We start from the raw sequence: 7180 nt of genomic DNA on the forward strand, positions 1-7180 counted from the left end.
GGGAATGAGCGACCGCAAGATCCTTGCCGCCGTGTCGGGAGATTCCGAAATCGGCTTGAGCCCGGATCGCTCGACGATCTTTGAAATCACCACGCGATTGATTGGCGACCTGCCGACGACAAGCACCTGCGACGGATCACGGATCGCCTCGGCGGTTGAGCCGCGGGTCACCAGATTCGGATGTCTTGGAGTCTCGCCTTCGCGATTCACCGGGCACACAAGTCAGCCAAGAAGCTCGCCCCTATTTCAATGCAGAGTTGAATCCGGAGCGCAATTGGCGTGAGATCGCAGCCTATGTCAAGTTGAAATAAAAGTGCCCGAAATCATCGCCGGGACAGTGAATTTCAAGCAACGCTACTGTACTCGACTGTCCACACGTGCATTTCATAAAAAGAAAATTCACCTGCGCAGGGGCTGCGCAGGTGAAGGGTCGGTTGCATGAATTTCAGTCAGCCGTGGCTCTGCTGCGTGACGATCACCGGGATCAGCAGATCGCCCCAGTTGCCGTCGCCGCCGTGATGTCGTGCCGAGCGCACGAGTTCCACCGAGACGCCCGCCTCGACCGCCTTCATAACCGACTGGTTGAGGCGGTGCAGGTCGTTGGCCAGCATGCGGATCGTCGCCTGCTGGTCGACGCTCATCGTTGTCGACTGTTCCTCGGCGCGTTCCTTGACGCGGCTTATCGATGCCATTGGTTTTCTCCTTGTGTCCCAAGCCCTGTCGGGCGTTTCCTCTGAGTTTTTCTGTTCGCTATTCGGCGGCCGGTTTGAACTGCGCGTGCTCCGTCGATTCATGCATGGCGGTGGTCGACGACTGGCCGCCGGTGATCGCCATCGACACGGCGTCGAAATAGCCGGTGCCGACCTCGCGCTGATGCTTGGTCGCGGTGTAGCCATCGGCCTCGGCCGCGAACTCCGCTTCCTGCAACTCGGAATAGGCCGCCATCTGCCGCGCCTTGTAGCCGCGCGCCAATTCGAACATGCCGTAGTTGAGCTGGTGAAAGCCGGCGAGCGTGATGAACTGGAACTTGTAGCCCATGGCGCCGAGCTCCTTCTGGAACTTGGCAATCGTCGCGTCGTCGAGGTTCTTCTTCCAGTTGAACGACGGCGAGCAATTGTAGGCGAGCAGCTTGTCGGGATGGTGCTTGCGCACGCCGTCGGCGAATTTCCTGGCCTGCGCCAGGTCGGGTTTCGAGGTCTCGCACCAGATCAGATCCGCGTAAGGCGCATAGGCGATGGCGCGGGCAATGCAGGGCTCGATGCCGTTCCTGACATGATAGAAACCTTCAACCGTGCGCCCGGCGTCGTAGTCGACGAAAGGCTGGTCGCGCTCGTCGATGTCGGAGGTGAGCAGCTTGGCGGCTTCCGCATCGGTGCGCGCGACGACCAGGGTCGGCGTGCCCATCACGTCCGCCGCCAGGCGCGCGGCGTTGAGGTTGCGAATGTGCGCCGCAGTCGGGATCAGCACCTTGCCGCCGAGATGGCCGCATTTCTTTTCCGACGCCAACTGGTCCTCATAGTGGACGCCGGCGGCGCCCGCCTCGATGAAGGCCTTCATGATTTCGAAGGCGTTGAGCGGCCCGCCGAAGCCAGCTTCGGCGTCGGCAACGATCGGCGCGAACCAGGTTTCGACCGAAAGCCCATTGCCTTCGGAGGTCTCGATCTGGTCGGCGCGCTGCAGCGTCCGGTTGATGCGCTTGACCAGTTCAGGCGCCGCATTGGCCGGGTAGAGCGACTGATCCGGATACATCGCGCCAGCCGTGTTGGCGTCGGCGGCAACCTGCCAGCCCGACAGGTAGATCGCCTTCAGCCCGGCGCGCACCTGCTGCATCGCCTGATTGCCGGACATGGCGCCGAGCGCGTTGACGAAGTCCTCCTCGTGGATGAGCTTCCACAGCCGATTGGCGCCCATTTCGGCAAGGCTCTGGCGGATCTGCACCGAACCGCGCAGACGCTTCACATCCGCCGCCGAGTAGGGTCGTTCGATACCGTCGAAGCGACCTTCCGGCGCCGATGGGACGAGGTTGTAAAAATCAGTCATTGGTCACTCCGAGGAATTGCTGATCTGTGTCAAGGCGTCAATCATTTGAGGGTAGTTGGGTATGACTGGATTTACATTTCTGCGCGAAATCAGCCACAAAAATCAGGTAAACTGAGAGGATATAAGAGAAAACCTGTGTTGCGTTTGACAGAAGTGCGTTGTAAATTTGTCATTATTGTAAAAGGCCCGTGCCCAGGAATTCGTGTAAATTGCTGTAAAGGACAGTCCATGGCTGACCAGAAGATCTTCGCCGGGCCGCGCATCCGCCGCATTCGCAACGCCAAGGGCCTGACCCAGACGGCGATGGCCGAGGGTCTCGGCATTTCGCCGTCCTACCTCAATCTGATCGAGCGCAACCAGCGGCCGCTGACGGTGCAGCTGATCCTCAGGCTGGCCTCCGTCTACAAGGTCGATCCACACGAGCTGCAGGGCGAGGCGAGGGGATCTGTCGCTGCCTTGAAGGAAGTGTTCACCGACCCCCTGCTGGTCGGCGAGTTGCCGGGTGATCAGGAACTGATCGAGCTTGCCGAGGCGGCGCCCAATGCGTCCGCGGCCGTGATAAAGCTGTTCCGCGCCTATCGCGAGCAGGCCGAGCGCCTGTCCGACCTCAACGAATTGCTGGCACGCGAGGGTCGGGCGACGGCGCTTTCCGGCGCCCGCCTGCCGATCGACGAGGTGCACGAGATTTTCGAGCGCCGGCCGAACCATTTCGCTGCCCTCGAGGAGGAGGCCGCGGCGTTCACCTCGGTGCTCGATCCCGGCGACGATCTGTTCGGCGCGCTGAAGGCCTGGCTGAAGCGCGAATATGGCATCGTGGTCAAGGTGCTGCCGGTCGCGACCATGCCGAACTGGCGCCGCCGTTATGATCGTCATTCGCAGCGCCTGTTCCTGTCCGAACGCCTGTCGCCGTTCGACCAGTTGCGCGAAGTCGCGATGGAGGCCTGCCTGATCCGCATGACGGTCGCGGTCGCCGGCGAGATCCAGGCGCTCAAGCTGAGCACCGACGAGGCGCGCCGCCTGGCCCGCTTCGAACTTGGCCGTTATGCGGCGCATGCGCTGATGATGCCCTATCAGGCCTTTCACGCGGCTGCCGTGCGCGCCCGCTATGACATCGATGTCCTGCGTTCGCGCTTCGGGGTCTCCTTCGAACAGGCGGCCAACCGGCTGACCATGCTGCAGCGGCAGGGTGCCTCGGGCGTGCCGTTTTTCATGCTGGAGGTCGACAATGCCGGCAACCGCTTCCGCAAGGCCGGCAGCCAGGGCTTTCCTCAAAGCCGCTTTGGCGGCGGCTGTCCCAAGCTGCCCGTGCATGTCGCCTTCACCCAGCCCGGCCAGGTCTTCGTCGAGGCAGTGGAAATGCCCGACGGCGCCGAGTTCCTGTGCATCGCCCGCACGCTGGAAGGGCCGCAAGGCGCATTCTCGGAACGCCCGCGCCGCACCGCGCTGCTGCTCGGTTGCGACATCGGCTTTCGTGACGATATCGTCTATGGCGCGGCATTGCCCGGTGCGGCAATCACCGCAAAGGCCGGCACCGTCGCGGCGACACCGGTCGGGCCTGCTTGCCGGCTTTGCGAACGCGTCGGCTGCCTGGCGCGGGCAGAACCGCCGGTGACGCGCCCGCTCGGCCTCGACGAGATGGTGACGGGCCTGAGTGCTTTCGATTTTCAGTGACGCCGTGTTCTTCTGAAATGGAGGAAGGTGCCACAATTGTCGGCGGCCGCTGGCTCAGTTCCGGCCTGCGCCTTTGCGTTACGCCAACAGAGCATCTTTTTGTCGTCCCTTGCGCATCGTCCCGTCCACAAGAGCCCGACAGTGGCAGCCATGATCGATACCGCATCGCCGATCGTCGCATCGCCAGCCGTCTCGCCGCGCGAGGAGCGCGTCGGCATGCTTTTGGTCTTCCTGTCGGCGCTGATGTGGAGTTTCGGCGGCGCCATCGCCCGCTTCATCACTGTCGGTGACAGCTGGACGGTCATTTTCTGGCGATCCGTGTGGGCAGCCGCCTTCCTGGTCTGCTTCATGGTTTGGCGTGACGGCTGGCGTGGCATGCTGAAGCTGTTCCGCGACATGGGGTTGCCCGGCCTTGCCGTCGGGATCTGCTTTGCCACGGCATCGACCGCCTTCGTCGTGGCGCTCGCCTACACCACCGTCGCTAACATCCTTTTGATGCAGGCAGGCGTGCCGTTGCTGGCGGCGCTGTTTGCTTGGGCATTGTTTCGCGAAAGGGTTGGTGTCGCGACCTGGGTGGCAATCGCCGCCGTCATCACCGGCGTCGCCATCATGGTGTCGGAATCGCTCGATGGCGCCGTCTCGCCCATGGGCGATGGGCTGGCGCTGTTGATCGCGGTCATGTTTTCGGTCGCCACCGTCATCACCCGGCGGTTCTCCGGCGTCATGCGCACGCCGGAGAACCGCCGGGTGATGACGGTGGCGACGTGCCTCGGCACCATGCTCGCGGCCGGCTTTGCCGTCTCGCAGGCATCGACCCTCGCCGTATCTGGCAGTGACATGGGCTTTCTGTTTGCCTTCGGCGTGGTCAATCTCGGCCTCGGCCTGGCCTTCTTCGCCACCGGCGCGCGACTGATCCCGGCGGCCATCGCGGCGCTGCTCGGCACGTTCGAGCCGATCCTCGGCCCGATATGGGTCTGGCTCATTCATTCCGAGGTGCCGTCGGGGCGCACCATCATCGGCGGCGCGGTTGTGGTCACGGCGCTGCTCGTCCATATCGGGCTCGAATTCAAGCGCCAGGCAAGGCCCGAACGCGCAGGGGTCACCGGGGTGCCGTCACCTAATTGAAGCGGCCTGCAGCTTTGCCATTGACAACGTCGCTGCGGCACGGGCAGGCTGGGAATACGGCAACAACAAGACAGGCGTATCTTGCCAAGTCTCCCAGCCGGTCCGATCGGGACCGGACCATATCGTCGTATCTCTGCCCGCGCCATGGCGAAAGCCTCTGACGGTATTGGCACGCCTCCCAGGCCGCCTCAGGGGCATCCAACCATCGCATCCAACCGCCTGCATGGTCTCGGCAGTTCGCGCTTGTCGCCCCTTGGAAAGCTCAATAGTCTGAAGAAAATGCCGGTCGCGCTGATGTCGCGACGAGCCGGTGAAGGAACACTCATCAAAGGAGAATAGCATGATCCGCAAAGCGCTCTGGCTTTCGGCAACGTCGGCATTCCTGACATTTTTCACCGTCGGCGGTCACGCCGAAGATCGTGTCGTCAACGTCTTCAACTGGTCGGACTACATCGACAGTTCGATCATCGACGATTTCACCAAGGAAACCGGCATCAAGGTCGTCTATGATACCTTCGATTCCAACGAAATCCTTGAGACCAAGCTGCTTGCCGGCGGCAGCGGCTATGACGTCGTCGTGCCCAGCGGCAATTTCCTTGCGCGCCAGATCCAGGCCGGCGTGTTCCAGAAGCTCGACAAGTCGAAGCTGCCCAACATCTCCAACATGTGGGATACGGTTTCGGAACGCACTGCCAAGTACGACCCCGGCAACGAATACTCGGTCAACTACATGTGGGGCACGGTTGGCATCGGCTACAACATCAAGAAGGTGCAGGCGGCGCTCGGCACCGACAAGATCGACAGCTGGGATGTCTTCTTCAATCCCGACAGCCTGGCCAAACTGAAGGACTGCGGCGTCTACGTGCTGGACTCGCCGGCCGACATCATTCCGGCTGCACTGAAATATCTCGGCCTCGACCCGAACAGCACATCGCCCGACGATATCGCCAAGGCCGAGGAGACCTTGCTCAAGGTCCGACCTTATATCAGGAAGTTCCATTCCTCCGAATACATCAACGCGCTCGCCAACGGCGATATCTGCCTGGCCGTCGGCTGGTCGGGTGACGTGTTCCAGGCCCGCAACCGCGCGGTCGAGGCCAAGCAGGGCGTCGAGATCGGCTATTCCGTGCCGAAGGAGGGTGCGCAGATGTGGTTCGACCAGATGGCGATCCCTGCCGACGCGCCGCATGTCGCAGAGGCGCTCGAGTTCATCAACTACATGATGAAGCCGGAAGTTATCGCCAAGTCGTCGAACTACGTGCTCTACGCAAACGGCAACAAGGCTTCGCAGCAATTCGTCGACAAGGCACTGTTGGAGGATCCCTCGGTTTATCCCGATGCCGAGACCATAAAAAAGCTCTACACCGTCTCGCCATACGATCCCAAGACCCAGCGCGTCATCACGCGCACCTGGACCAAGATCGTCACCGGCCAGTAAGCAATCCGACACGGTCCCGGCAGCCACCTGCCGGGACCGTTTTTACCTGGGGCAAGAAGCAAGAAAATCAGGACGGAGTGGGACATGAAATCGCTTGGCAGCATCCGCAGGGATTTTGCACCGTGGAACGACCCGAACGCCAAGCCGTACATCCAGTTCGACAACGTCACCAAGAAGTTCGGTGACTTCACCGCCGTCAACAATCTGTCTCTGACCATCTTCGAGCGCGAGTTCTTCGCGCTGCTCGGTGCTTCCGGTTGCGGAAAGTCGACGCTGCTCAGAATGCTCGCCGGCTTCGAGGAGCCGACAGCCGGCCGCATTCTGCTCGATGGCCAGGATCTGCGCGGCATCCCGCCCTACCGGCGGCCTGTCAACATGATGTTCCAGTCCTATGCGCTGTTCCCGCATATGACGGTCGAGAATAACATCGCCTTCGGCCTCAAGCAGGACGGCATGCCGAAGCCCGAAATCGCATCGCGCGTTGCCGAGATGCTGAAGCTGGTCAAGCTCGAGCAGTTCGCCAAGCGCAAGCCGCATCAACTGTCCGGCGGCCAGCGCCAGCGCGTCGCGCTCGCCCGCTCGGTCGCCAAGCGGCCGAAGGTGCTGCTGCTCGACGAGCCGCTCGGCGCGTTGGACAAGAAGCTGCGCGAAGAGACGCAGTTCGAACTGATGGACCTGCAGCAGAATCTCGGCCTGACCTTCGTCGTCGTCACCCACGACCAGGAAGAGGCGATGACCATGGCCGATCGCATCGCCATCATCGACAAGGGCGAGGTGATGCAGGTGGCAACGCCGGCCGAAGTTTACGAGGCGCCGGGATCGCGTTTCGTCGCTGGCTTCGTCGGCAACGTGAATATGTTCGAGGGCAAGATCGCGCGTGGCGAGGCGGGCAGCGCCAGCATAGAC

At 62.1% G+C, this 7180-nt stretch carries 6 protein-coding genes and 1 pseudogene; 4 read left to right on the forward strand and 3 right to left on the reverse strand.

The window, feature by feature from the left end; all coding sequences use genetic code 11:
• From EN991_RS40910 to aceA, 3 genes and pseudogenes are all read right to left on the reverse strand, one after another.
• A pseudogene (locus EN991_RS40910) lies at positions 1 to 174 on the reverse strand (response regulator); the annotation flags it as partial.
• 275 nt (positions 175 to 449) lie between these two features.
• Positions 450 to 692 carry a hypothetical protein gene (locus EN991_RS16680; RefSeq protein ID WP_006202762.1) on the reverse strand — a complete coding sequence of 81 codons (243 nt, stop codon included), beginning with the start codon at positions 690 to 692 and terminating at the stop codon, positions 450 to 452.
• A 58-nt stretch (positions 693 to 750) separates the two neighbouring features.
• Entirely contained in the window at positions 751 to 2040 is a 1290-nt protein-coding gene (aceA, locus tag EN991_RS16685; protein WP_024505756.1) for an isocitrate lyase, read from the reverse strand.
• Positions 2041 to 2268: 228 nt separating this feature from the next.
• On the opposite strand from aceA, the gene EN991_RS16690 reads away from it, so the two are divergent.
• From EN991_RS16690 to EN991_RS16705, 4 genes are all read left to right on the forward strand, one after another.
• A complete protein-coding gene (locus tag EN991_RS16690; protein ID WP_013530246.1) occupies positions 2269 to 3711 on the forward strand; it encodes an XRE family transcriptional regulator in 1443 nt (480 codons plus the stop codon).
• A 150-nt stretch (positions 3712 to 3861) separates the two neighbouring features.
• The gene (locus EN991_RS16695) at positions 3862 to 4836 is read left to right on the forward strand and encodes a DMT family transporter (protein ID WP_127369160.1); all 975 of its coding nucleotides are present in this window, start codon (positions 3862 to 3864) and stop codon (positions 4834 to 4836) included.
• A 340-nt stretch (positions 4837 to 5176) separates the two neighbouring features.
• Positions 5177 to 6274 carry a polyamine ABC transporter substrate-binding protein gene (locus tag EN991_RS16700; RefSeq protein ID WP_013530248.1) on the forward strand — a complete coding sequence of 366 codons (1098 nt, stop codon included), beginning with the start codon at positions 5177 to 5179 and terminating at the stop codon, positions 6272 to 6274.
• 84 nt (positions 6275 to 6358) lie between these two features.
• On the forward strand, positions 6359 to 7180 hold an 822-nt coding region (locus EN991_RS16705; protein WP_164769128.1), incomplete at its 3' end, for an ABC transporter ATP-binding protein.

The sequence above is a fragment of the Mesorhizobium sp. M7A.F.Ca.US.005.03.2.1 genome (assembly GCF_003997795.1).
Taxonomy (GTDB): Bacteria; Pseudomonadota; Alphaproteobacteria; order Rhizobiales; family Rhizobiaceae; genus Mesorhizobium; species Mesorhizobium ciceri.